This is a genomic window from Paraburkholderia sp. TE9906 (assembly GCF_056279605.1).
Genome location: NZ_JBWCCT010000005.1, coordinates 109,703 through 132,614 on the forward strand (window position 1 = coordinate 109,703; position 22,912 = coordinate 132,614).

Here is a 22,912-nt window from a genome sequence, read left to right on the forward strand (position 1 = left end):
GAGGCAGGTGCGTGGTGGCGTTGCGTTGCGCGTTGCCAATGAGACAGCGGCGAGGCGTGCTTGCCTGCGCCGCGCTCACGCCGCCTTCAGACCCGCTCAGCTTGTCTCAGGCACTCGTCCTGTAGACGTCCGGGTTATGCAGCTCCATATAGCGCTCTGGATTCGCCAGCGGCGTAAAGCCGTGGGGCTCGTAGACATGATGCGCGTCGGACGTCACCAGCACGATTCTTCGCAGACCCTTCAGCGACGGACTTGCGAACACGTATTTCAGCAACGCGGACGCATAGCCGTTGCCGCGATGCTCGGGCAAGACGAACACATCGCACAGGTAGGCGAACGTCGCTTCGTCGGTGATCAGGCGCGCGAACGCGATCTGCTTGCCGTCGATATAGCCGCCGAAACATAGCGAGCCCGCGACGGCCCGCTTGAACGTTTCGCGTGGCATCCCCTGCGCCCACGCTGTTTGCTGCGAGAGGAACGCATAGACCATCTCGATGTCGAGATCCCCCTTGTTGCTGGAGATCGTCAGTTCGTCTGCTTGCACCGGATGTCTCCTTGTGGGATTGATCGAGAGGTCGAAGGAAGTGGCAATGCGGGAGGGTGCCCGGGCTTCGTCCAGTGTTACCGGCATGGCTATGCCGACGCTTGCATGAGCCGCTCACGCAGTCTTTGCCGCGCAGTCCAGAACTCGTCACTAGCCAACCCTTCAGCCTTTCGCCGGCCCCTCGCTGCCGCGCGAGCCGCCGCCGATGCTCTGCCCGGCGTCGCGTGCCAAACCCATATAACCGAACACGGACACCAGCGTCAGCACACCCGCAAACAGAAACGCGAGACGGAAATCGTCGAGCGTGAAGACGTGGCCGCTCGTCTCGCCGCTCAAGTGCGCCGCCACCCGCAGCGAGACCGCGCCGAATGCGATGCCCAGACCGATCGTCATCTGCGCCGCCGCGCTCCATAGGGTGCTCGCCGCGCTCATCTGCGCCTGCGCGACGTCGGCGTAGGCCAGCGTGGCGAGCGTCGAGAATTGCATCGAGCGCGCGACGCCGTACACGAACACGACGAACAGCACCAGCGCGAGCGGCACGTCCGGCGTCAACAGTCCGCACGCGATGATGAACACGCCGGCCACCGTGACGTCGACGATCGACACCATGCGGAAACCGTAACGCCGCAAAATCCGCGTGGTGAGCGCCTTCATGCCGAGGTTGCCGAGCGCGCTCGCGAGCAGCAGGAGCCCGGATCTGAACGCCGACAGGCCGAAGCCCACCTGGAACAGCAGCGGCATCAGGTACGGCACCGCGCCGATGCCGATACGCGTGAACGAACCCGTCACCACCGTCACGGAGAAGGTCGGGATTTTCAGCGTCGATACGTCGATCAGCGGGTAGGGGTGGCGCTTCGCATGCTGGAACGCGACCACGCCCATCAGCAAGCCGCCGAGCACGACCGCCCCGGCGAGCCACGGATTGGTGCCGGGCTGGCTCGCCAGTTCCGCGCCGTACAGAACCGCCGTCAGTGTGAGGCCGCTCAGCAGCAGGCCGACCACGTCGAGCGGCTTGCGTTCGGCGCCGCGCAGGTTCGGCACCAGCGCGAGCGCGACGGCCATCGCCGCGAGACCGAACGGCACGTTCAGCAGGAAGATCCAGCGCCACGACGCGTAGGTCGTGATGAAGCCGCCCACCGGCGGGCCGACCACCGGCGCGGCGATCGCCGGCCAGGTGATGGTCGAGATGGCCTGCATCATGCGGCTCTTCTCGGTGCTGCGGACCACGATCAGGCGGCCCACCGGCACCATCATCGCGCCGCCCAAGCCTTGCAACACGCGCGCCGCGGTGAACTCGACGACGTTCTGCGACAACCCGCACAACACCGAGGCCGCCGTGAACACGGCGATCGCGCTGAAGAACACCGTGCGCGCGCCGCAGCGATCGGCGACCCAGCCGCTCGCCGGGATGAAGATCGCCAACGCGAGCATGTACGCCGTCATGCCGAGACTGAGGCTGTTTGGACCAACGCCGAACGAGTGCGCCATTTGCGGCAGCGCGGTGGCGATCACCGTGGTGTCGAGATACTCCATGAAGAAGGTGGCCGCGACGAGGTACGGCAGCCAGCCGACGTGCGCATGGCGAGTGCTGGCGCCGGTCATTGCGCGGTCCTCGCGGCAAGGCGTGGGCGGGCGTCGATGCCGCGGGCGGGCTGGCGCATGGCGCGCGAGGGGTTGGCCTTCATGGTTGTTGCGACTACCTTTCGATTATGTGTTTCCGGCGGCGGGGGATGTCCGGGCGTCTGCAAGAGGCGGACGAGCGACCGGATAGCGAGGGTCGGCGGTGCACGCATGAAGCCGTGATGGATCGCGCGCGCGTCGCCAGCCCTGAATCCTAACGCAATAAATGGCGCCATACCGTCGGGGAGCGCAGCGGGTGGCGTGTCCGGCGAGGCGGGCGCGGGGTGTTGCCGGTGTGCCGATCAGCGGGTGTTGGGCGCATGCGGCGGTGGCACGCGAGACCGGCGCGGGGTGTTGCCAGTGTGCCGATCAGCGGGCGTTGGGCGCATGCGCCGGCGACACGCGAGACCGGTACGGGGTGTTGCCAGTGTGCCGATCAGCGGGTGTTGGGCGCATGCGGCGGTGGCACGCAAGACCGACCGGCGCGGTGTGTTGCCAGTGTGCCGATCAGCGGGTGTTGGGCGCATGCGCCGGTGACACGCAAGACCGGCGCGGGCGCCACCGGTCTCCCAATCGGCGGGCGCCGGGCGCTGCCGCCAGCGCGGCGCCCGGGCACTCGCCGTTCAGGCTTTCGCGGCGTACTCGCGATCGAGCTGGTCGTACAGCGGCTTGTTGACAAGCCGCTGGCGCTCGCTGAACGGCGCGACGAGCGTCGCGTCCTCGTCGAGGCGGCCGTTGCTCTTCAGGCTGCCGAGCGCGCGCTGCATACCTAGCACCGCCCCCTGCAGCGCCGCGTTCGCATACAGCACGATGCCGTAGCCGAGCGTCGCGAGCGCCTCGCGCGACTGTACCGGCGTCTTGCCGCCGATCACGATGTTGATCAGCTGCGGCTTGTCGAACAGCCCCGGCAGACGTTCGATGTCGGCGAGCGATTCGGTCGCTTCGATAAACAGGATGTCGGCGCCGGCTTCGATGAAGCGATGGCCGCGCTCGATCGCATCCTCGATGCCATGGACCGCCGCCGAGTCGGTGCGCGCCATGATCTGCAGATTGCCGTCTTCGCGGGCATCGACGGCCGCGCGGATCTTGCCGACCATCTCGCTCGTCGCGACCACTTCCTTGCCGGAAAAGTGGCCACATTTCTTCGGCATCACCTGGTCTTCGAACTGGATCACGTCGGCGCCGCTGCGCTCCAGCACGCGTACGGTCTGGCGCACGTTCAGCGCGTTGCCGAAGCCGGTGTCGGCGTCGACGATCAGCGGCAGCGCGACCGCGTCGCGAATCCGCGCCGTGTGTTCGGCGACTTCGGCAAGGCCGATGAAGCCGAGATCGGGCAGCCCGAGCGACATGTTGGTGACGCCCGCGCCTGTGATGTAGAGCGCTTCGAAGCCGGCGTCCTCGATCACGCGGGCGCTCATCGCGTTGAAGGCGCCGGGCACGAGCAGGCCCTGGCGCTGGTTGACTTTGGCGCGGAAGGCGGCGCGGCGGGTGGCGGAAGTGGTCATGTGAGTGTCTCCGGGAGGAAGGGGGGCGGGATACGATGTGGGCAGTATTTTGCAGGAAGCGTGCCATCGGGGGTGAGGTGCGGGTTGTCCTGAGTAATCAACGGGTTGGGCGATGGTGGTGGTTTCGGTTGTTCGTGGCAGAATACGGTGAGCGTTTCCTGAAACGTTTCATGGAACGTTTCAGGACGCCAGCATCCCAACGTCAGGCAGGAGCGCCGCCGTGTCCACTTTCACCTCATCCCTCGTGAATGCCAATCCCGGCCGCCCCGGCGTCGCACTCGTCAGTATCAGCCGGCTGCAGTCGCTTTGCGAGGCAGTCGCGCCGCGCTACGCCGAACGCGCGCGATTCTTCCCGGTCCGCGAAGGCTACGGCGAGGCCGTCACCGCGTTGCAGGCGTACGTGGACGCCGGCTCGGTCGATGTCGTACTGGCCGCCGGATCGAACGGCGCGTATCTGCGCGAGCACCTGAGCGTGCCGGTCGTCATGGTCAAGGTGAACGGTTTCGACGTGTTCAGCGCGATCACCCGCGCCGCCACCACGTGGCCCGGCGCGCGGATCGGGCTCGTGCTGCATGAAACGATCTCGCACGAACTCGCCGACCTGAGCCCGTGGCTGAATGTCGGCCTGAAACAGCGAGCGTACCGCTCGGTCGACGAAGTGCGTTTCGCGGTCGACACCCTCGCCGCTGAAGGTTGCAGCGTGATCATCGGCCCAGGCATGGCTTGCGATCTGGCGCAGCGGGCCGGGATGGAGAGCGTTTTCCTGTACTCGCTCGGCGCGGTCGAAGAGGCGTTCGAGCGCTCCGTCGAGCTGGCGCGCGTGAGCCGGCAGAAGGAATCGAAGCGCGTGCGGCTGAACACGATCGTCGCCCATCTGCGCGACGGCGTCGCCGCCTTCGACGAAGCTGGCCAGCTCGAGGCCGTCAACCCGGCGATGCTCGAACTGCTCGGCCTTGGTACGACGAAGGACGTCTCCTTGGGCGGCGCCCTGAAGCAGATTTCCCGGGGAGGCACCCCGACTGCCGCAAGACATCCCCGCGGTGAAGAAACCCTCCCGGGCGCCTACCCCGACGACCTTCCCGCGCAGATAACCCGCGCCGTCGGCCCGCTGCTGCGCGAAACGCTCGCGCACGACCGGCCGATCGAGGAACGTATCGAGCAGATCGGCGGCCGCGCGCTGATCGTCAACTGCGTGCCGATCGTCGAGCACGGCGTGCGCTCCGGCTCCGTGGTGACGATGCAGGACGCGCTGGTCGCACAGCGGATCGATCGCTCGCTGCGCACCAGTCAGCGGCCGAGCCATCTGGTCGCGCGGCATCAGCTGGACGATCTGATCGGCGGCTCGCCGGCGCTCGAGCGGGTGCGCCGGCTCGCCCGCGCCGGCGCGGCGCACGACGCGACCGTGCTGCTCACCGGCGCGAGCGGCACCGGCAAGGAACTGGTCGCCCAGGGCATCCACAACGCCAGCCGGCGCCGCGGCAATCCGTTCGTCGCGTTCAATTGCGCGGCGCTGCCGGAGGGGCTGATCGAGAGCGAACTGTTCGGCCACGAGGAGGGCGCGTTCACCGGCGCGCGCCGCGGCGGTAAGCCGGGGCTGTTCGAAATCGCCCACACCGGCACGATCTTTCTCGACGAGATCGGCGAAATGCCGGCCGCGCTGCAGAGCCGGCTGTTGCGCGTGTTGCAGGAGCGCGAAGTGATGAAGCTCGGCTCGGGCCGCGCCACGCCGGTCGACGTGCGGGTCATTGCGGCCACCCACCGCGACCTGCACGCGCTGGTCGAGCAGGGCCTGTTTCGGGCGGATTTGTATTTTCGTCTGAACCTGCTTCAGATAGAATTGCCGCCGCTGCGCGAACGGCGCGCCGACATCGCGCAACTGGCGCGGCACTTGTTGAGCCGCAGCGCGCTCCAGTATGGTTTGACGGAGGCGGCGCAGGCGCGGGTGCTGGCGTTTCTCGCGCCGCTTTTCGAGCACTATGCGTGGCCGGGCAATGTGCGGGAGCTGGAGAATCTGCTGGCGCGTGCGGCAATCTATTCCGGCGATACAACCGCGGGCGCGTCGCAGGATTGGCAGGCGGCGTTCCCCGAGTTGGGTAGGATGAAGCCGGCGACGACGGTCCACGCCACCCTGAATGCGCCCCATGTCGCCATTGGAAACAGTTCCGCCCGTGTCACGCCCACTCGCGAGGACGTCCTGAGCGCCCTCGAACGCTCCGGCGGCAATCGCGCCGCGGCAAGCCGGGCGCTCGGAATCGGCCGAACCACCCTTTGGCGACTACTGAAAACTTAGGCCGATAGTCGGTGGTAGAAAAACAAATAGTGTATGACTATCAACATCATTAAAACAATCCGCTTTACCTATTAAGCGTCGTCTGACATACTGACTCTACTTTCCAACCACTCAGAAAGAGGACTCAGCAAATGCCGATCATCAACAGTCAAGTCAAACCGTTCAAGGCTCAGGCTTATCACAACGGCGAATTCAAGACCGTCACTGAAGAAAGCCTGAAGGGCAAGTGGTCGGTTTTCGTTTTCTATCCGGCCGACTTCACGTTTGTTTGCCCGACCGAACTGGGTGACCTGGCCGATCGCTACGCCGATTTCCAGAAGCTCGGCGTCGAAATCTACAGCGTGTCGACCGATACGCACTTCACGCACAAGGCATGGCACGACACGTCGGACACGATCCAGAAGATCAAGTACCCGATGCTCGCCGACCCGACCCTGGCTATCTCGCGCAACTTCGACGTGCTGATCGAAGAAGAAGGTCTGGCACTGCGTGGCACGTTCGTGGTCAACCCGGAAGGCGAGATCAAGCTGTGCGAAATCCATGACAACGGTATCGGCCGTGACGCAAGCGAACTGCTGCGCAAGGTGCAGGCTGCGCAATACATCGCGGCTCACCCGGGTGAAGTTTGCCCCGCCAAGTGGACGCCGGGCGCAGAAACGCTGACCCCGTCGCTCGACCTGATCGGCAAGATCTAAGAAGGTCGCAAGACCTTCCGCAGTCGGCGCCTCGCGGCGCCTGAGCAGCACCTCGGCAGTACCGTGCGAGCCGTTTCATACAGCGGCTCGCGCGTCCCCGGTCCGCACCGGTCCTATCCGGACAGCGTGCGGCACCGGGACACCAACACCCCTCGTCACGGAATCGAATCGCCATGCTTGACGCCAATCTCAAGACTCAGTTGAAAACGTACCTCGAAAAGGTTAGCAGGCCTATCGAGATCGTCGCCTCTCTGGACGACAGCGCAAAATCGCAAGAGCTGCTGGCTTTGCTGAACGATATCGCGACGTTGTCGGAACGCGTGAGCGTGGTCGAACGCCGCGGCGACAGCGAACGCAAGCCGTCGTTTTCGATCGGCGAACCGGGCAAGGAAACGGGTATCCGTTTCGCCGGTATTCCGATGGGGCATGAATTCACGTCGCTCGTCCTCGCACTGCTGCAGGTGGGCGGCCATCCGGTCAAACTCGACGACGCGGTGATCGAACAGATCCGCAATCTCGACGGCGACTATCAATTCGAAACGTATTTCTCGCTGTCATGCCAGAACTGCCCGGAAGTCGTGCAGGCGCTGAATGTGATGGCGCTGATCAACCCGCGCATCCGCCACGTGGCGATCGACGGCGCGCTGTTCCAGAACGAAGTCGAAGCGCGCCAGATCATGGCGGTACCGACCATGTTCATGAACGGTGAAGTGTTCGGCCAGGGCCGCAGCGGCGTGAAGGAAATTCTCGCAAAGCTCGACACCAACGCTGGCGCCCGTGCCGCGAAGGAACTGGAAAAGAAGCCCGTGTTCGACACGCTGATCGTCGGCGGCGGCCCGGCGGGTGCGGCGGCGGCGATTTACTCGGCGCGCAAGGGCATTGCGACGGGTGTCGTGGCGGAACGCTTCGGCGGCCAGGTGCTCGACACGCTCGCGATCGAAAACTTCGTGTCGGTGACCGAAACCGAAGGACCGAAGTTCGCGATGGCGCTCGAACAGCACGTGAAAGCGTATGAAGTGGACATCATGGACGTGCAGCGCGCCGAAGCGCTGATTCCGGGGCGCATCAGCGAAGTGCGTCTGGCCAACGGCGCGGTGCTGAAGGCAAGGACCATCATTCTGGCGACCGGTGCGCGCTGGCGCGAAATCAACGTGCCGGGCGAACGCGAGTATCGCAACCACGGCGTGGCGTATTGCCCGCACTGCGATGGCCCGTTGTTCAAGGGTAAGCGCGTCGCGGTGATCGGCGGCGGCAATTCGGGCGTCGAAGCGGCAATCGACCTCGCGGGCATCGTGCGCGAAGTGACGCTGTTCGAATTCGGCGCGACGCTGCGTGCCGATGAAGTGCTGCAACGCAAGCTGCGCAGCCTCGCCAACGTGACCATCGTCACGCAGGCACAGACGACTGAAATCACCGGCGACGGCAAGAAGGTCCACGGTCTGGTCTACAAGGACCTGAAATCGGGCGAAGTGAAGACGGTCGAACTGGAAGGCGTGTTCGTGCAGATCGGCCTTGTGCCGAACACCGAGTGGCTCAAGGGCACGGTGGAGTTGTCGAAGCACGGCGAGATTGTCGTCGATGCACGCGGTGCGACCTCGGTGCCGGGCGTGTTTGCCGCGGGCGACGTGACCACGGTGCCGTTCAAACAGATCGTGATCGCGGTGGGCGAGGGCGCGAAGGCATCGCTGTCTGCCTTCGATCACCTGATCCGCAACAGCGAAGAAGTCGAAGCGGTCAGCGAGACGGAAGCCGAAGCAACGGTTTGATGCAGTCAGTATGAGTGGTGAGCGGCGGCCTGCGGGCCGCCGTTTTCGTTTGTGCATGCGGCGTGGCTTGCGCGAATACGCAGCTTGCAGTTTGCCTCGAACGTATGGCAAAGAAAAGCCGCCCGACATTCTGTCGGGCGGCTTGTTCAGCGGCGTACAGGAAGGCCTTGCGTTTCTATCGGCGGTCGATCGAATACTTCCCGGCGCCGGTCACGCACAACAAAAGCAGCCCACCGATGATGCTGATGTTCTTATAGAAGTGAATCATGTTGTCGTACTGCATCGCGCCGGTCATGTTCCAGTAGTGGTGGCCGATGATGGCGGCGCCCAGGGTGTAAACCGCGAGCAGCAGGGCGAGCGGTCGCGTAAAAAATCCGACTAGCAGCGCGATGCCAACGCCAAGCTCCATCACCACCGCGATGATCGCCGACAGCTCGGGCACGGGCGCGCCGCTCGACGTCATATAAGCGACGGTGCCGGAGAAGCCCGTGAGCTTCGACCAGCCGAACATCACGAACAGCACCATCAACAGGATGCGGGCGACGAGAATGATCGCGTCTTTCTGGTTTTCAAATAAGGTATAGCGCATGATTTTCCCGAGAGGGTAGAGAAGTCTGGTTCGCCGCCTGTCGTTGTGCGGCGAACCACGTTCAAACGGCCGGGCAGTCCACGCTTCAGGCCCACAACGCCGATGTTTCGATGTTCCGCAGATCGAACACCAGTACTTCCGCGTCACGACCTTGTGCAAAGGTCAGCGCTTCTTCGCCGCGCACTCGCGCGCCGTCACCTTCACCGAGCTCGACTCCGTTCACCGTGACACTGCCGCGCGCCACGTGGATGTACGCGTATCGATCGCTGGCCAGTTCGAGCCGCGCCGTTTCCGCGCCGTCGAACAGTCCGGCGTACACCCGCGCATCCTGCTGCAGCGCCAGCGAACCGTCCGCGCCGTCCGGCGACATCACGAGGCGCAACACACCGCGCTTCTCGTCCGCATTGAAATGCCGCTGCTGATAACGCGGCGCCGTACCCTTGTCGGCGGGGGCGATCCAGATTTGCAGGAAGTGCACCGGCTCGCTCTTCGAATGGTTGTATTCGCTGTGCGCCACGCCGGTTCCCGCGCTCATCAGCTGGATATCACCGGGGACGATTACCGAGCCGGTGCCCATCGTGTCCTTATGCTCGAGCGCGCCTTCCAGTACGTACGAAAAGATCTCCATGTCGCGGTGCGGATGCTTGCCGAAGCCTTGGGCCGGGGCGACACGGTCATCGTTGATCACGAGCAGGTCGGAAAAGCCATTCTGCTTCGGATCGTGATAGTGCGCGAAGGAAAATGTGTGCCGCGAGCTGAGCCAGCCATGTTCTGCACGGCCACGCTGATTGGCTTGTCTGATTTCGAGCATCTTTTTCTCCTTTGGGTTGTGCGATCCGGGCCAGTTGTTTGTCCGCGATCCATGAATGAGAGTGTAGGTCAATCTGGATAGTTATAATCGTCTAGAAATCGGAAACACTGTCACCATGGAGTGGACAATAGAGTGCAACTTGACGACATGCGGATCTTCGTCGCCACGGTCGACGCGCGTAACTTCACCGCCGCTGCCAGCCGGCTGTCGCTGTCGAAGCAGTTCGTCAGCCGCCGGGTAATGGCGCTGGAAGAGGCGCTCGGCGTGCCATTGCTGATCCGCAATACGCGCAAGCTGGCCGTGACCGAACTAGGGCAGGAGTTTTACGAACGCGCCAGACGCATCCTCGGTGAAGTGGAGGACGCCGAGCAGGCCATGTCGCTGCGCCGCGCCGGGCCGCGCGGACTGCTGCGCGTGAGCGCGCCGATGTCGTTCGGCATGATGCATCTGTCGCCGCTGGTGGCGATGTTCCTGCGCGAGCACGGCGAGGTGCGCTTCGACATGGAGTTGAGCGACCGCACCGTCGACGTGGTGGGCGAGGGCTTCGACATGGCGATCCGCATCGGCACACTGGCCGATTCCACGCTGGTCGCGCAAAAGCTCGTCGACGTCCGGCTGGTGGCGTGTTGCAGTCCCGGGTACGTGCGCCGGCGCGGCGCGCCCGCCGTGCCGGCGGATCTGCAACGCCATGCATGCCTGTTATACGGTCATGGCGGCGTGGTCAGTTGGGACTTCGTGGTCGACGGCGTGGTGAAGGGCGTCGAAGTGCGTGGACCTTTGCGGGCCAACAATGGCGATCTGATTCGCGACGCGGCGGTGGCCGGCCTGGGAATTGTTCGGCTTCCTGATTTTATCGTCGCCGATGCGCTCAGGAGCGGTCAGCTCGTGCCGGTCCTCGAAGCGTTCCTGCCTGCTGCGACCAGCGTGTATGCGGTGTATCCGCAGCATCGGCAAAGCTCGGTCACGATTCGGGCTTTCGTGGAATTCCTGCGCAAGCATTTGCAGAAGACGCTGGCGGCGTGACGAGGGCGACATGGGGCTCCGCGCTTGCCGCCCCCAGCCGTTCGCCGCAACACGCCCCCGTCCCGCGCTCCTGCCCGCTTACCCGTTGCGGAAAATAAAGCTATACCCGTTCAACGCCGGCACACCGCCCAAATGCGCGTACAACACGCGCGAGCCTTCCGGAAATTCCCCATTGCGCACCATGTCGATCATGCCGTGCATCGACTTGCCCTCATACACCGGATCGGTCAGCACACCTTCGAGCCGCGCGCACAAGCGAATTGCCTCCAGCGTGCCCTCATTCGGTAAGCCGTATTCCGGACCGCCGAAGCGCTCGTCGAGCACCACGTCCTTCGCGGTGATGTCCCGGCCGAGGTCGACCTGTTCCGCGGTCTGTTTCGCGATCCGCATGATCTGCTCGCGGGTCTGCGCGGGTTTCGCCGACGCATCGATGCCGATCACGCGCTCGGCGCGGCCGTCGGCGGCAAAGCCCACCACCATGCCGGCCTGCGTGCTGCCCGTCACCGAGCACACGACGATGTAGTCGAACCTGAAGCCCAGTTCGGCTTCCTGCTGCCGCACTTCTTCCGCGAAGCCGACGAACCCGAGGCCGCCCAGCGGATGATCGGAGCAGCCGGCCGGAATCGCGTACGGCTTGCCGCCGGCGGCGCGCACGCTTTCCAGCGCGTCCTCCCAGCTTTTGCGAAAGCCGATGTCAAAACCGTCGCTCACCAGCCGGACGTCGGCGCCCAGAATGCGCGACATCTGGATGTTGCCGACGCGGTCATAGACGGCATCCGAGTAGTTGACCCAGTTCTCCTGCACGAGCACGCATTTCATACCCAGATGCGCGGCGACCGCGGCCACCTGGCGGGTCTGGTTCGACTGGATCCCGCCGATGGACACCAGCGTGTCGCAACGTTGCGCCAGCGCCTCGGGAATCAGGTATTCGAGCTTGCGCGTCTTGTTGCCGCCGAACGCAAAGCCGCTGTTGCAGTCCTCGCGCTTCGCGTACAGATGCACCTTGCCGCCGAGGTGCTCGCTCAGGCGCTTGAGCGGCTGGATCGGCGTCGGTCCAAAGGTGAGCGGGTAGCGGGGAAATCGTTGCAGGTTCATGGCAGCTCCGTGGTCATTGGGTTGTCGACGCGACCGGCAGGCCGCGTCGCGTTGAATCAATGGTAGGGAAAAGCGGATGAAATGAGCTTGCGAAAAAATTCGCTTCGACGTACTTTTGAAAATATCAGATCCGAAGTTGGATAATAAAAATTCGTGCAGGACGCTATGAACGCAACAAAAATTCGCACGGCATCGAAGCCGGCCAGCGCCTCCGCTGGGTACACCGATCCGCTTCAGGCGCTCGACCGCATCGATCGCGCGATCCTGCGGCAGTTGCAAACCGACGCGTCCATTTCCAACGTCGCGCTGGCCGCGAAGGTCAAGCTGAGTGCGCCGGCCTGCTTGCGGCGCGTCGAGCGGCTGAAGGAGTCGGGGCTGATTCGCGGGGTGGTCGCGTTGATCGACCCGAAGGCGGCCGGTGCGGGGATGCTGGTGATCATCGGCGTGGTGCTGGATCGCTCCACGCCGGAATCGTTTGCCGCGTTCGAGAAAGCCGCGCAGAAGGTGCCCGGCTGCATGGAGTGCCACGTCGTGACCGGCGAATTCGACTATTTCATGACGGTGCGCACGCGCGACAGCGACAGCTTCAATCGCCTGCACGCGGAGCAATTGCTTTATCTGCCGGGCGTGAGGCAAATCCGCTCTTTCATGGTGCTCAAGGAAATCCTCTCGACCACCCGATTTCCGCTGTGACGCGAGCCGTTGCGTCCACGCTGGTCCGGTTTCCGGTTTCCGGTTTCCGGTTTCCGGGCGGCGACGGCGGCCGGTGCGGGAAGACTTCGCCGGCATGATCGTCCGCATTGAGATTGCCGGACCCACCTCGTCGCCGACTGTCCCTCAGCTGATTCGAGTCCGCTTCCTACCGATGTGGCGCGTATTTTGCACATCTGTGTCGGTCGGCATATCTTTCTCATGAACCGGTTCATACACAAGCCCGCGTGGGCGGCTTTCGGGCCGCACGGGCCGTGAAGCCTGGCCGGGTAGTGCGTGCCGATCCTGGAAAAATTACATGCCGTAAAGTCATTGCGCGGCAGTCGCCCGTTGCTTTTATCCATTGTGGACCTCGGGCGAGAACATAACCCCTTTCGCTATACGCGTGATCGGAGGCTCCTGGTGTTGAACAGCCGTAGAAAGCGGAGCGGCAAGCTTCGCAATAAACACATAAGCATCGCGGCAACGTCTGTGGTCGCCGTGACACTCGGCGGCATTGCCTTCCTGCCGGGCTCGGCGTCGGCGCAGACGCCCTCACCATTGGGCGAGTGGCAGTACTCGGTCGGCATTCCATTGCAGAAGATGTACCAGCCGAACATTCCCGACTGGCAGGTGCGTGTCGGTGTGGCGACTTCGTTCCAGCCGCGCTTCGAGGGCTCGGCCCGCTATCACGTCGTGGCCGGACCGAGTATCGACGTGCGTTACAAGGACCTGTTCTTCCTGTCGAGCGGCGAAGGGTTCGGGGTCAACGTCGCACAGGGCGAGAACTGGCGCGTGAGTCTGGCCGCCGTCTACGACCTCGGACGTCGCGGGCGCGACGATCCCCAGGAGCTGAACGGACTCGGCAACATCAACTTCGCGCCCGGCGTCAAACTGGCGGGCGAATACGTGGTGTCGAAGGACTTCCCGCTCGTATTGCGCGCGGACATCCGGCGCTATTTCGGCGGCTCGAATGGCTGGATCGGCGACTTCGGCGCCTATATGCCGATGCCGGGCAGTTCGAAGACGTTCTTCTGGTTCGCCGGTCCGAACGTGTCGGTCGCAGACTCCACGTACATGAACAGCTGGTTCGGGGTCAACCAGCAGCAGGCGGCGAACTCGCAGTTTTCGCAATACCACGCGAGTGCGGGCGTCAAGTCGGTGGGCTTCGGCGTGAGCGCGGTGTGGCTGTTCAACAAGCACTGGTTCGCGACGGCGGACGGCGCATTCCAGCAACTGGTCGGCAGCGCCGGCAACAGCCCGGTCACGCGCAGCAGGGCCAATGGCGTGGCCGACATTTCGATCAACTACCGCTTCTGACGCAACGTTTCGACGCTCGCGGGAAGGGACGGCGGCGCGGGTTCGCCGTTGCCGTTCCTTCCTCGCTGCGAAAGATTGAAGATGCTCTCGGGTACATCGATTGCTGCTTGCTTGTTTGCGCGTGAGACCGGCCTTTCGCCGGCGCGCCCGAACACAAGGAGCACATCCCCATGGCAGGTAAAACGAGCACGCGGACGCCGGCGGCGGCAAGCGCACAGGCGAACGATCCGAAATCGAAAGACCTTGAACAGTTTCGAGTGAGTCCGGACGGCCAGGCGCTGCGAACCAATCAGGGCGTCAAGATCGCCGACAATCAGAACACGCTGCGAGCCGGCCCGCGCGGCCCCTCGCTGCTGGAAGACTTCATCATGCGTGAGAAGATCACGCACTTCGACCACGAACGCATTCCCGAGCGCATCGTGCATGCACGCGGCTCCGCCGCGCACGGCGTGTTTCAGGTGTACGAGTCGCTGAGCGAGTACACCAAGGCCGCGTTCCTGCAGGACCCGTCCGTGAAAACGCCGGTCTATGTGCGCTTTTCGACGGTGCAGGGTCCGCGCGGTTCAGCCGACACCGTGCGCGACGTGCGCGGCTTCGCGGTGAAGTTCTACACGCAGGAAGGTAATTACGATCTGGTCGGCAACAACATGCCGGTGTTTTTCATCCAGGACGCGATCAAGTTTCCGGACTTCGTGCACGCGGTGAAACCGGAAGCACCGAACGAGATGCCGACCGGCGGTTCCGCGCACGATACCTTCTGGGACTTCGTGTCGCTCGTGCCCGAGTCCGCGCACATGGTGCTGTGGACCATGTCGGATCGTGCGATTCCGCGCAGCCTGCGCACGATGGAGGGCTTCGGCATCCACACGTTCCGCTTCGTCAATGCGCAGGGCAAGGGGCGCTTCGTCAAATTCCACTGGCGCCCGGTGCTGGGCTCGTACTCGCTGTTGTGGGACGAGGCGCAGAAACTCGCGGGCAAGGACCCGGATTTTCATCGGCGCGATTTGTGGGAAGCAATCGGGCGGGGCGATTTCCCCGAGTTCGAACTCGGCGTGCAGATCGTCGAGGAAGAAGACGAACACAAGTTCGACTTCGATCTGCTCGATCCGACCAAGCTGATTCCGGAAGAACTGGTACCGGTGAAGATCGTCGGCAAGATGACGCTCAATCGCAATCCCGACAACTTCTTCGCCGAGACCGAACAGGTCGCGTTCCATCCGGGCCATGTCGTGCCGGGCATCGATTTCTCCAACGATCCGCTGCTGCAAGGCCGCCTGTTCTCGTACACGGATACGCAGATCAGCCGCCTCGGCGGTCCGAACTTCCACGAGATTCCGATCAACCGGCCGGTGTGCCCGTTCAACAACAACCAGCGCGATGCGATGCACCGCCAGGCGATCAATGTCGGACAGGCGTCGTACGAGCCGAACTCGGTGAGCGGCGGCTGGCCGAAGGAAACCGATCCGGCGCCCTCGGACGGCGGATTCGAAAGCTATCAGGAGCGCGTGGAAGGCACCAAGATCCGCGTGCGCAGCGAATCGTTCGCCGATCATTTCTCGCAGGCTGCGCTGTTTTACAACAGCATGTCCCAGCCCGAGAAAGACCATATCGCCGCCGCGTATCAGTTCGAACTCGGCAAGGTGACGAAGCCGGAGATTCGCGCGCGCGTGGTCAACGAGATTCTCGCCAACTTCGATGCGGGGCTGGCGGCGACGGTCGCCGAAGGTCTGGGTCTGCCCGCGCCGAAAAAGGGCACGGCGAAGCTTTCCGGTCCTAAGGAATCGCCGGCGCTGAGTCTGCTCAATCGCGTGAAGCCGGGTATCAAGACACGCAAGATCGCGTTGCTGGCCGCGCCGGGTTCCGATGGCGGCGCGATCAGGAAGCTTCAGCAGGCGCTGCAAGGCGAGGGCGCGGCGCCCATGTTGATAGCGCCGACGCTTGCTGCGATCGACGGGCTCGCGCCGGACGCGACGATCGCCGGTTTGCCGTCGATCATGTTCGATGCGGTGATCGTCGTGGGTGGCGACGCGGGCGCGAAGGCGCTGGCACAATCGGGCGATGCGCGGCATTTCGTGCTCGAAGCGTTCAAGCACCTGAAGGCGATCGCGGCGCTCGGCGCGGGGCGTGACGTGCTGGCCGCGGCGCATTTGCCCGACCACGCGGACGGCGTCGTGACCGGGGACGACAAGCAGGTCGCCGACGTGCTGAAGGCTTTCATCAAGGCGGCCGAGCAGCATCGCGTGTGGTCGCGTGCGGCGCAGGCGGAGACGGTGCCTGCGTAGGAGGGGCGGCGAGTGATCATCCGAGGCCCGCGTGAGCGGACTGCTCATCGAGGTATCAGCAAAAATGGCCGGTTAACACCGGCCATTTTTTGCGCGTGTAGCAATGCGTATGCAGTCATTGCAGCACCGGGGCAGCGGCGCGAAGTCTACGGGCTCACCCGCGTGCCATGCAACCGATGCGTGTTCTTCGGCGCCGCCGCAGCGGACGCGGCCGCCGCCGACACACCGGCCGGTCCTTCGGGAATATCGCTCGGGCGGGAGGCCTGAACGGTCTGCGGATAGAGCACGAGTAACGCGCGCAATACACCGTTGGTCCAGCCGAAACCATCCTGCAACGGATATTCACCGCCGCCCGCGGCGACGCCCGGCGTAGCCGCATCGACATCGTATTTCTCGACGAGCTTGCCGGTGTGCTGGTAGTACGCGACGTTGGTTCTGATCCAGCGCGTCGCGATGGTCTGCGCGAGCGCCGGTTCGCTATAGCGCCGCAGGCCGATCACCGCCAGATACTGCAACGGCGCCCAGCCATTGGGCGCGTCCCATTGCTGGCCGCTATTCACCTGGGTGGTCGCGAGGCCGCCCGGCCGCAGCAGTTCCCGCTGCATGGTCGCGGCGACGGTCTTCGCCTGCTGGCGGCTGGCTACACCCGTATATAACGGATACACCGTCGCGGCGGTGAGCCTGTGCGTCAGCGTGCGATGCTCGAAGTCGTAATCGCCGAACGCTTGCAACTGCGGGTCCCACAACACGCGGCGAATCGTGTCGGCGCGCGTCGCGGCGCGCCGCTCCATGTTCTCCGCATGCGTGACGTCGCCGCGCAGCCGGTATGCCTTCGCGAGCGTGCGCTCCAGATCGACGAGCAGACAGTTCAGATCGACCGGCACGAGCGACGTCACGTCCACGGTGGCGAGCGTCTTGCCGTCGGCGAACCAGCGCGAGCTGAAATCCCAGCCTGTTTCGCCGCCCGCGCGCAGATTGCGCCACAACTGCGCGGAGTCTCGCTGCGGCGTCTGCTGCGCGGTAAGCACGTCTTCACGATACGATTCGTCGCGCGGCGCCGCGCGTTCGTCCCAATAGCGGTTGAGCAACGTGCCATCCACAAGCCGCACCACGTGCCGGTTGGCCTGACCTGCGGGCAGGCCGTCGCTGCCGTTCATCCAGTACGCGTATTCGCGCTGCAACTCGGGCAGGTATTGCACGTAGACGCCGTCGCCGTCCTTGTCCGCGACGAGCCGCACCATCTGCGCGAAGAACGGCGGTTGCGAGCGGCTCAGGTAATACGTGCGGTTGCCGTTCGGGATATGCCCGTACCGGTCGATCAGCGTGGCGAAGTTCTTCAGTTCGTCGACAACCAGTTCATGCTGGCCGCTCTGTTCGAGCCCGAGCATGATGAAGTACGAGTCCCAGTAATAGATCTCGTCGAAGCGGTCGCCCGGCACGATGTACGCATGCGGCAACGGCAGTAGCGACGACCACGGACTCGCGGTCGCGTCCGGTTCGCGGCGCAACACGTTCCACAGCGTATCGATATGGCCGACCACATCCTGATTCGGATCGGAGACGTACGTCTTCGCGGTGCGGGAGGGCAGCGTGAAGTTGCGCTTCACGAAGTCGGCGAGACTGAAGTTCGGCTGCTGCTTCGCCGTGTCGTACGCGGCGGCGATCTGCGCGGGCGCCACGAGCGGCACCATGTCCGCGAAAGTCTTGCTGTCGGGAAAGAGATGCGCGAGTTGCACGTCGCGATATAACGCGGCGTACTGCTCGGAGGGCGGCACTGGAACCACAGGCGACGCTTGACTAGGCGGCTCGACATGCACGGCGACCGTGGCCACGCTGACGGGTGCCGCTTCTGCGGAAGCCGGGGTTGGAGCCGACGCGGCGAGCGACGCATGCCACACGAGCGACGCGGCGAGAGCGCAACGCAGCGAAGCGAGGGGAAGAGCGAGATGGGCAGAGGGCATCGGCGAATGAATGAAAAAGTGGCAGGCCTTGAACGGTCGTGATGAAGCGGCCTTCATCGCACGATTGACCCGCACGCGCTACGCAAAGTTGCGTTCGTCGTCAGGAGCCCCGTCCAGCAGGCCTGAGCGAGCCTATGAGCATCTCAAAAACAGTCGTCGTCCTGTATGATGACTGCCGTTGTATCGCTGCAAAACCACCGCGCAAAAAACCCGAAAAAAATTCCGGATCACGTCGATTCGTTATGCCGAAGACAGAAAAAATGACCGCATCGCAGGCCGTCGACCAGAACCGTTTTCGCAACATCATCCGCCGCAATATCGCATTGCCTTTGGGTGTCGGCCTCGTCACGATGGCGGTCTTCGCTGGGCTGATCGCGTATCTCGTCTCCACGATGAACTGGGCCGAGCACTCCGAGCGCGTGATCGGGCAGGCCAACGACATCTTGCGCCTCGCGGTCGATCGCGAATCGTCGATGCGAGGCTTCCTGATCACGGGCGACGAAGCCTTTCTCTCGCCCTACGAAACCGGCGGCCCCAAGTTCAAGACGCAGGTCGAAGCGCTGCAGCAACTGGTGGCCGACAATCCCGCGCAAGTCGAAAGACTCAAGCAGATCCAGGCGATCCAGCAGCGCTGGAGCCGCTTTGCCGAAGACATGATCGATGCGCGCCGGCGCAATCAGGATTATGAAGCCGCGGTGGCAAGCGGGCGCGGCAAGATCGAGTTCGACGAAACACGCCGTGAATTCAGCGATTTTCTCGATGTCGAATTGCGCCTGCGCCAGGAGCGCGCCGACGCGACGCGCCGCGTCACGACCACACTGGTAAGCGTGTTCCTGCTGTTCAGCCTGAGCGTGAGCGCGCTGCTCGCCTGGATGGGCCGGCGCGAACTGATGGGCCTGTCCGCCACTTACGACGGCGCGCTGCGTCAGCAGGCCGAGCAGACCGAAGAATTGCAGGAACAGGTGTGGCTGCGTTCCGGGCAGCGTTTGCTCGCGGAAAAAGTCGTCGGCCAGGCGAGCCCGCCGCTGGTGGGCCGCGCGGTGCTCGATTTCCTCGCGCAGTATCTGGACGCCGTCGTCGGCGCGCTCTATGTGCGCGACAAACAGCACGGCACGCTGCGCCGCATCGCCGCGTATGGCTTCAGCCGCGAAAGCGAGCAGGGCGCCGCGCGCAATTTCGAGGAAGGCGAAACGCTGGTCGGCCAGGCGTCGCTCGCGCGCCGCACGCTCATTCTGCGCGACGTGCCCGCGAATTACGTGCAGGTAGTGTCCGCCACCGGCAAGAGCGCGCCGAAGAACCTGCTGATCATGCCGGTCGTCAACGACGGCCAGGTCAACGGCGTGATCGAACTCGGCTTCATCCGCGAACTGACGCAGCGCGACCAGAGCTTCATGGAGCTGGTCGGCAACAGCATCGGCGACTTCGTCGAAGCCGCGTTGTACCGCGAACGGCTGCAGGACGCGCTCGTCGAGACGCAGCAGTTGAACGAAGAGTTGCAGGTGCAGCAGGAAGAACTGCGCGTCTCCAACGAAGGACTCGAAGAGCGCGGCCGCGCGTTGATGGAATCGCAAACGCGCCTCGAAGCGCAGCAGGCCGAACTCGAGCAGACCAATGTGCAACTCGAGGAATATGCGCAGCGTCTGGAGCGGCAGAAGTCGGACCTGCTGCGCGCGCAGGACGATCTCGCGGCCAACGCGGAACGCCTCGAACAGTCGAGCCGCTACAAGTCCGAGTTTCTCGCCAACATGTCGCACGAGTTGCGCACGCCGCTGAACAGTTCGCTGATCCTCGCCAAGCTGCTGCAGCAGAACCGCACCGGCAATCTGACCGAGGAGCAGGTGCGTTACGCAGAGACCATTCATGCGTCCAACAGCGATCTGCTGGTGCTGATCAACGACATCCTCGACCTGTCGAAGGTCGAAGCGGGTCAGGTGACGGTCGAACTCGAAACGGTCTCGATCGACGCGACGCTGCAGTCGCTCGAAGAAATGTTCAAGCCGCTGGCCGGCGCGAAGCATCTGCACCTCGTGTTCGACCGCTTGCCGGGCACGCCGGACACGTTCATCACGGACGGCCAGCGCGTCACGCAGATTCTGCGCAACCTGCTGTCGAACGCGGTGAAGTTCACCGAGCGCGGCGAGGTGGCGCTCTCGGTGGCGCCGGCCGAAGGCGAGCGGTTGCGCATCGACGTGCGCGATTCCGGTATCGGCATCGCGGGCGACAAGCTGGACATGATCTTCGAAGCGTTCCAGCAGGCCGACGGATCGACCAGCCGTCAATATGGCGGAAGCGGGCTGGGCCTGTCGATCTCGCGCGAGTTTGCGCAGTTGCTCGGCGGCCGTGTCACCGTCGCGAGCGAAGTGGGCAAGGGCAGTGTGTTCACGCTGTGGCTGCCGCTCGATGCGCAAGCGGCGTTGGCGGAAGGCCACGGGGCGGGGGCGTTCGCTTCGGCTCAGACACATGGACATGCATCCACACGTGCGGCCGAAGCGGCAAGCACCACAGCCACTGCGGCCACCGCGGCGGAGCCGCTACCGGTCCATACGCCGTCGAGCAGCGTTCAAACGGCAGTGATCTCGCCGGCCAACGGCCTCTTCGCAGGCAACACGCCGGAGACCGCCGGCGGCTCGATCGCCGACGATCGAGATAACCGCACGCGCCCCGGCCGGCTGATCGTCGGCGTCGAGGACGATCTCGCGTTCGCCGAAATCCTGCGCGATCTCACGCATGAACTCGACTTCGATTTCGTCCACGCGAGCGATGCGGCGAGCGGCCTCGCGCTGGTGCGCGACATGCTCCCGGCTGCGGTGCTGCTCGACGTCGGCCTGCCGGACCGTTCCGGCCTGACCGTGCTGGAGTGGCTGAAGAACGATCCGCTCACGCGCCATATTCCGATTCATATCGTCTCGGCCACCGACCACGCCGACAAGGCGCTGCACCTCGGCGCGATCGGCTATACGCTCAAGCCGACTGCGCGCACCACGATGGAAGCCGCGATCCGCCGTCTCGAAGCGCGTTTGCAGCAGCGCCTCAAACGCGTGCTGGTGATCGAAGACGACGCGCCGATGCGCGAGAGCATCCGCGCGCTGCTGCAAAGCGAGAACACCGAAATCGTCGCGGTTGCGACGCTCGCGGAGGCGCTCGACTATCTGGCGAAGTTCACGTTCGACTGCGTCGTGACCGATCTCGCGCTGCCCGACGGCACCGGCTACGACCTGCTCGAGCGGCTTGCCGCGAACACCGCGCATGCGACGCTGCCGGTCATCGTCTACACGGGCCGCATGCTGTCCGACGACGAAGAGCACCGTCTGCGCCGCTATTCGAAGTCGATCATCATCAAGGGTGCGAAGTCGCCCGAGCGTCTGCTCGATGAAGTCACGCTGTTCCTGCACAGCGTCGAGTCATCGCTCGCGCCCGAGCAGCAGCGCATGCTGCGCACGGTGCGCCAGCGCGATAACGCGTTCGAAGGCCGCACGATCCTGCTGGCCGAAGACGACGTGCGCAATATCTTCGCGCTTTCACACGTGCTGGAGCCGCTTGGCGCGAAGCTGCAGATCGCGCGCAACGGACGCGAAGCGCTCGACGCGCTCGAAAACGGCCCCGAAGTGCATCTGATCCTGATGGATGTCATGATGCCCGAGATGGATGGTTTGACCGCGATGGGCGAGATTCGCCGTAATCCGCGTTTCGCGCATCTGCCGATCATCGCGCTGACCGCGAAGGCAATGGCCAACGATCGCACGCGCTGCCTCGAAGCCGGCGCTGACGACTACGTGTCCAAGCCGATCGACGTCGACAAGCTGGTCGCGCTATGCCGCGTCTGGTTGCGGCAACGGTAGTGGAGGAGAGCCAGTGGACAGCGGGATCACGATGAGCCAGCCGGAATTCGGCGCGCCGCACCGCATGAGCGACTTCGACATCGAGTTGAAGCTGCTGCTGGAGGCCATTTATCTGAAGTATCAGCATGACTTCCGGCACTATGCGATGTCGTCGCTGCGGCGCCGTCTGTCGCAGGCGCTGGAAGAGTTCGGCCTGAAGACGCTCTCGCAGTTGCAGGACCGCATCATGCGCGACGGCGACGAATTCTCGCGGCTGTTCCAGTATCTGACGGTGCAGGTCAGCGACATGTTTCGCGATCCTGCCTATTTTCTCGCGCTGCGCGAGCACGTGCTGCCGCGGCTGCGCACGTATCCGTCGATCAAGGTGTGGGTGGCGGGCTGCAGCACGGGCGAGGAACTCTGGTCGCTGAAAATCCTGTTCGACGAAGAAGGCCTGACCGAGCGCACACTGTTCTACGCGACCGACATCAACCCGGATGCGCTCGCGCGCGCCGAGGCCGGCATCTATGCGCTCGACCGGATCCAGGGCTTCACGCAGAACTACCTGGCAGCGGGCGGCAAGCGTTCGCTGTCGGACTACTACCATGCCGCGTACAACGGCGCGCGTTTCGCCGGTTCGCTCAAGGAGCGCGTGGTGTTCGCCGATCACAGCCTGTCCACCGACGAGGTCTTTCTCGAAGCGCACCTGGTGTCGTGCCGCAACGTGCTGATCTATTTCGATCGCGGCCTGCAGGATCGCGCGCTGGGTCTGTTCGAAAACGCGCTGGTGCGGCGCGGGTTCCTCGGTCTGGGCAGCAAGGAAAGCCTGCGTTTTTCCCGTCACTACGAAGCGTTCGACGAATTCCGTCCAGGCGAACGCATTTACCAGAAGCGCTAGCACGC

At 64.1% G+C, this 22,912-nt stretch carries 16 protein-coding genes; 9 read left to right on the top strand and 7 right to left on the bottom strand.

Annotated elements, in window-relative coordinates; genetic code table 11:
* Window positions 1-106 precede the first annotated feature (106 nt).
* From ACZ9H4_RS14595 to ACZ9H4_RS14605, 3 genes are all read right to left on the bottom strand, one after another.
* Window positions 107-544, bottom strand: a complete 438-nt coding sequence (locus tag ACZ9H4_RS14595; protein WP_408325297.1) for a GNAT family N-acetyltransferase — start codon at window positions 542-544, stop codon at window positions 107-109.
* Between the two features lie 162 nt (window positions 545-706).
* On the bottom strand, window positions 707-2,146 hold the full coding sequence (locus tag ACZ9H4_RS14600; RefSeq protein WP_408144948.1) for an MFS transporter: 1,440 nt from the start codon (window positions 2,144-2,146) through the stop codon (window positions 707-709).
* 641 nt (window positions 2,147-2,787) lie between these two features.
* A complete protein-coding gene (locus ACZ9H4_RS14605; protein WP_408144950.1) occupies window positions 2,788-3,669 on the bottom strand; it encodes an isocitrate lyase/PEP mutase family protein in 882 nt (293 codons plus the stop codon).
* Window positions 3,670-3,889: 220 nt separating this feature from the next.
* Here ACZ9H4_RS14605 and prpR point away from each other — a divergent pair, with 220 nt between their 5' ends.
* The 3 genes from prpR (at window position 3,890) to ahpF (ending at window position 8,420) form a co-directional block, all read left to right on the top strand.
* Window positions 3,890-5,959 carry a propionate catabolism operon regulatory protein PrpR gene (prpR, locus tag ACZ9H4_RS14610; RefSeq protein WP_408325289.1) on the top strand — a complete coding sequence of 690 codons (2,070 nt, stop codon included), beginning with the start codon at window positions 3,890-3,892 and terminating at the stop codon, window positions 5,957-5,959.
* 131 nt (window positions 5,960-6,090) lie between these two features.
* A complete protein-coding gene (gene ahpC / locus ACZ9H4_RS14615; protein ID WP_408144954.1) occupies window positions 6,091-6,654 on the top strand; it encodes an alkyl hydroperoxide reductase subunit C in 564 nt (187 codons plus the stop codon).
* A gap of 173 nt (window positions 6,655-6,827) precedes the next feature.
* Window positions 6,828-8,420 carry an alkyl hydroperoxide reductase subunit F gene (gene ahpF, locus ACZ9H4_RS14620; protein WP_476119335.1) on the top strand — a complete coding sequence of 531 codons (1,593 nt, stop codon included), beginning with the start codon at window positions 6,828-6,830 and terminating at the stop codon, window positions 8,418-8,420.
* A gap of 175 nt (window positions 8,421-8,595) precedes the next feature.
* Here ahpF and ACZ9H4_RS14625 read toward each other — a convergent pair whose 3' ends face one another.
* Window positions 8,596-9,009: a DoxX family protein gene (locus ACZ9H4_RS14625; protein WP_408153243.1), complete on the bottom strand. Its 414-nt coding sequence runs from the start codon at window positions 9,007-9,009 to the stop codon at window positions 8,596-8,598.
* A gap of 85 nt (window positions 9,010-9,094) precedes the next feature.
* The gene (locus tag ACZ9H4_RS14630; protein ID WP_476119336.1) at window positions 9,095-9,820 is read right to left on the bottom strand and encodes a pirin family protein; all 726 of its coding nucleotides are present in this window, start codon (window positions 9,818-9,820) and stop codon (window positions 9,095-9,097) included.
* A 132-nt stretch (window positions 9,821-9,952) separates the two neighbouring features.
* Between ACZ9H4_RS14630 and ACZ9H4_RS14635 the strand changes: the two genes are divergently transcribed.
* On the top strand, window positions 9,953-10,843 hold the full coding sequence (locus ACZ9H4_RS14635) for a LysR family transcriptional regulator (protein ID WP_408153245.1): 891 nt from the start codon (window positions 9,953-9,955) through the stop codon (window positions 10,841-10,843).
* A 78-nt stretch (window positions 10,844-10,921) separates the two neighbouring features.
* Here the strand turns inward: ACZ9H4_RS14635 and ACZ9H4_RS14640 are convergent, their stop codons facing one another.
* A complete protein-coding gene (locus ACZ9H4_RS14640) occupies window positions 10,922-11,938 on the bottom strand; it encodes a 1-aminocyclopropane-1-carboxylate deaminase (RefSeq protein ID WP_408144964.1) in 1,017 nt (338 codons plus the stop codon).
* Window positions 11,939-12,103: 165 nt separating this feature from the next.
* Here ACZ9H4_RS14640 and ACZ9H4_RS14645 point away from each other — a divergent pair, with 165 nt between their 5' ends.
* The 3 genes from ACZ9H4_RS14645 to katE all read left to right on the top strand — a co-directional run bounded on the left by ACZ9H4_RS14645 (window position 12,104) and on the right by katE (window position 16,230).
* Window positions 12,104-12,631 (top strand): Lrp/AsnC family transcriptional regulator, encoded by a 528-nt coding sequence (locus tag ACZ9H4_RS14645; RefSeq protein WP_408325281.1) that lies wholly within the window; start codon window positions 12,104-12,106, stop codon window positions 12,629-12,631.
* 420 nt (window positions 12,632-13,051) lie between these two features.
* On the top strand, window positions 13,052-13,948 hold the full coding sequence (locus ACZ9H4_RS14650) for a MipA/OmpV family protein (protein ID WP_408144968.1): 897 nt from the start codon (window positions 13,052-13,054) through the stop codon (window positions 13,946-13,948).
* Window positions 13,949-14,118: 170 nt separating this feature from the next.
* Window positions 14,119-16,230, top strand: a complete 2,112-nt coding sequence (gene katE / locus ACZ9H4_RS14655) for a catalase HPII (RefSeq protein ID WP_476119337.1) — start codon at window positions 14,119-14,121, stop codon at window positions 16,228-16,230.
* A gap of 146 nt (window positions 16,231-16,376) precedes the next feature.
* Here katE and treF read toward each other — a convergent pair whose 3' ends face one another.
* Window positions 16,377-18,191, bottom strand: coding sequence for an alpha,alpha-trehalase TreF (treF, locus tag ACZ9H4_RS14660; protein WP_408153248.1), 1,815 nt, complete (start codon window positions 18,189-18,191; stop codon window positions 16,377-16,379).
* Between the two features lie 260 nt (window positions 18,192-18,451).
* On the opposite strand from treF, the gene ACZ9H4_RS14665 reads away from it, so the two are divergent.
* Together ACZ9H4_RS14665 and ACZ9H4_RS14670 are read left to right on the top strand one after the other, a co-directional pair.
* On the top strand, window positions 18,452-22,030 hold the full coding sequence (locus ACZ9H4_RS14665) for a response regulator (RefSeq protein ID WP_408144973.1): 3,579 nt from the start codon (window positions 18,452-18,454) through the stop codon (window positions 22,028-22,030).
* Between the two features lie 31 nt (window positions 22,031-22,061).
* Window positions 22,062-22,907 carry a CheR family methyltransferase gene (locus ACZ9H4_RS14670; protein WP_408145021.1) on the top strand — a complete coding sequence of 282 codons (846 nt, stop codon included), beginning with the start codon at window positions 22,062-22,064 and terminating at the stop codon, window positions 22,905-22,907.
* The last annotated feature ends 5 nt before the right edge of the window (window positions 22,908-22,912 follow it).

Excerpts from the sequence above, each read along its gene's own strand:
- ACZ9H4_RS14670 (WP_408145021.1), top strand. The coding sequence starts at position 22,062 with ATGAGCCAGCCGGAATTCGGCGCGCCGCACCGCATGAGCGACTTCGAC.
- katE (WP_476119337.1), top strand. The coding sequence starts at position 14,119 with ATGGCAGGTAAAACGAGCACGCGGACGCCGGCGGCGGCAAGCGCACAG.
- ACZ9H4_RS14645 (WP_408325281.1), top strand. The coding sequence starts at position 12,104 with ATGAACGCAACAAAAATTCGCACGGCATCGAAGCCGGCCAGCGCCTCC.
- ACZ9H4_RS14605 (WP_408144950.1), bottom strand. The coding sequence starts at position 3,669 with ATGACCACTTCCGCCACCCGCCGCGCCGCCTTCCGCGCCAAAGTCAAC.
- ACZ9H4_RS14630 (WP_476119336.1), bottom strand. The coding sequence starts at position 9,820 with ATGCTCGAAATCAGACAAGCCAATCAGCGTGGCCGTGCAGAACATGGC.
- ACZ9H4_RS14600 (WP_408144948.1), bottom strand. The coding sequence starts at position 2,146 with ATGACCGGCGCCAGCACTCGCCATGCGCACGTCGGCTGGCTGCCGTAC.
- treF (WP_408153248.1), bottom strand. The coding sequence starts at position 18,191 with ATGCCCTCTGCCCATCTCGCTCTTCCCCTCGCTTCGCTGCGTTGCGCT.
- ahpF (WP_476119335.1), top strand. The coding sequence starts at position 6,828 with ATGCTTGACGCCAATCTCAAGACTCAGTTGAAAACGTACCTCGAAAAG.
- ACZ9H4_RS14640 (WP_408144964.1), bottom strand. The coding sequence starts at position 11,938 with ATGAACCTGCAACGATTTCCCCGCTACCCGCTCACCTTTGGACCGACG.
- ACZ9H4_RS14665 (WP_408144973.1), top strand. The coding sequence starts at position 18,452 with ATGACCGCATCGCAGGCCGTCGACCAGAACCGTTTTCGCAACATCATC.
- ahpC (WP_408144954.1), top strand. The coding sequence starts at position 6,091 with ATGCCGATCATCAACAGTCAAGTCAAACCGTTCAAGGCTCAGGCTTAT.
- ACZ9H4_RS14625 (WP_408153243.1), bottom strand. The coding sequence starts at position 9,009 with ATGCGCTATACCTTATTTGAAAACCAGAAAGACGCGATCATTCTCGTC.